General features: G+C 33.4%; 2 protein-coding genes. Both read right to left on the bottom strand.

Annotated elements, in window-relative coordinates:
* Positions 1-63: 63 nt before the first annotated feature.
* Positions 64-1,287, bottom strand: a complete 1,224-nt coding sequence (locus HMPREF9129_RS05025) for a sodium/glutamate symporter (protein WP_004821024.1) — start codon at positions 1,285-1,287, stop codon at positions 64-66.
* Between the two features lie 149 nt (positions 1,288-1,436).
* Positions 1,437-1,977: diaminopimelate dehydrogenase (locus tag HMPREF9129_RS05020; protein WP_004821022.1), on the bottom strand; the 541-nt coding region annotated here is incomplete at its 5' end.

The raw sequence follows: 1,977 nt of genomic DNA, 5'->3' as shown, positions 1-1,977 counted from the left end.
TAGCTTTATCTTTTAATAAAATCCATAAAAATAGCAGAGCCTAAGCCCTGCTATAAAATGTTCTTACATACCTGCGTTTAATTTAAGTGCAATGTCTAAGAATTTAGTAATTATGATTGCATTAGTAATGTTACTGATGAATCCTCCGATTACTGGAACTACAAAGAATGCTATCTTAGAGTATCTATACTTATCACAAACAGTTTTCATAGTTGTCATTGAAACTGGAACAGCTCCTGTACCAAATCCAAGGTGACCTACTGCCATAACTGCTGAATCGTAATTCTTTCCTAATAATCTGAATGTTAATAGGTAAACGAATAGTAAGATGAATACAACTTGCGCTATTAGAAGTACTACTAATTGTCCGCCTAGTCCAGCCAATTGCCATAACTTCATTGTTACGATTGACATAGATACGAACAATCCAAGAGAGAACTCTCCAACTGTATCTAAAGCTTCTAAAATACTGTCGTTAACTCTGTTAGTTTTATCTAAGAATAATCTAACCATAATACCCCCGAACATACAACAAACGTGTATTGGGAAGTTTTGTCCGAAATATTTTAGTATTAAGAATATAACTTGACCTATACCACAAGCAACCATCAACATATATACAGCTGACATAACAGTCTTTTTGTTGAATAAAATATCAGAAACTGTATCTGTTAGAGTTCTTGAATTGTTATCAAGTTCAGGGTCTTCAAAGTGATATTTCTTAACTAAGAAGTTACCAAAAGGTCCACCTAGCATAGAACCTGCGATAAGACCAAATGTTGCTGAAGCTATTGCAACTTCCATTGCCGCTGATTGTCCAGCTTCAACAGCTATTGGAGCAAAACTTGCAGCATTACCATGTCCACCTGTCATAGGAATTGAACCAGTCATCATTGAAATAAGAGGGTTTACTTTTAAAATTGAACCTACTCCTAAAGCAACCGCATTTTGTCCTGCTGATAATACTGCTGCTAAAATTGCAAAGATTACTACTAGCTTACCACCTTTTTTCAAAAGTGCCATACTTGCAGCTGTACCACTTGCCGCAAAGAATATACAATAGAACAAAGTATTAACTGTTTTGAAGTCAAAATTTGGTTCTAAAATGTTAGCATAATATAAAATCATTGTTATGATTGCTATTGTTGTTCCACCTACTACCGCTGAAGGTATACAGTATTTCTTAAGTGCCGGGAACTTAGCTCTTAAAAAATCACCCAAATATATACCTATTACCGCTAAGAACAGGGTCTCAAACATCCCTAGTTCTACTACTGTTCTCTCCATCGATTCCTCCCATTAGTATAATATTTATAAACACGCTCTTTATTTTACATAATAAATTTTTTAGTGTCAAAATATTTACTATATAAATTTAAAAATTTTTAATAGAGCCAATTTTTTTATACCCTTATGTTTATAAAATTAAATATAGTTTACAAATATTTTTCAATGGCATTTCGTGAATTGAAGTCAATATAATATATTGGTGGAGTGTCTAGAACAGTATGAGCTCCAAAACTATTATTTTCAAAAAATTTTTGGCAAGCTCTTATACAAGCCACATTTACAGAAGCTGTGAAATCAGGATTGCTATCTAATTCAAGTGTAAATTTATAAACTTCCTTTCCATTTGGAGTTTCTCCAACTCTTATCACATGACCTCCGTGAGGCATTCCCGTATGTTCCCTTTCAAATTCTTCTTGTGATATAAAGTGTACAGTAGTTTCATATTCGTCAAAATAATTTTTCATTGTAACTATTTCTCTTCTTATAGCTTCTTTATCTACACCTTCTTCAGCTACAACAAATACTTCTCTGGAATGAGCTTCGTATGATTTTAAATCTCTCTCTACATTATATATATCTTCTATAATTTCTTGTTTCGGCAATGTATATTGTACTGCATTCTTTACACCCGCTATTCTTCTAACTGCGTCGGAATGTCCTTGGCTAACTCCCTTCCCCCAGAATGTG

The organism is Peptoniphilus indolicus ATCC 29427 (genome assembly GCF_000227315.1).
Lineage (GTDB): Bacteria > Bacillota > Clostridia > Tissierellales > Peptoniphilaceae > Peptoniphilus > Peptoniphilus indolicus.
This window is presented reverse-complemented; position numbering and strand designations above follow the sequence as displayed.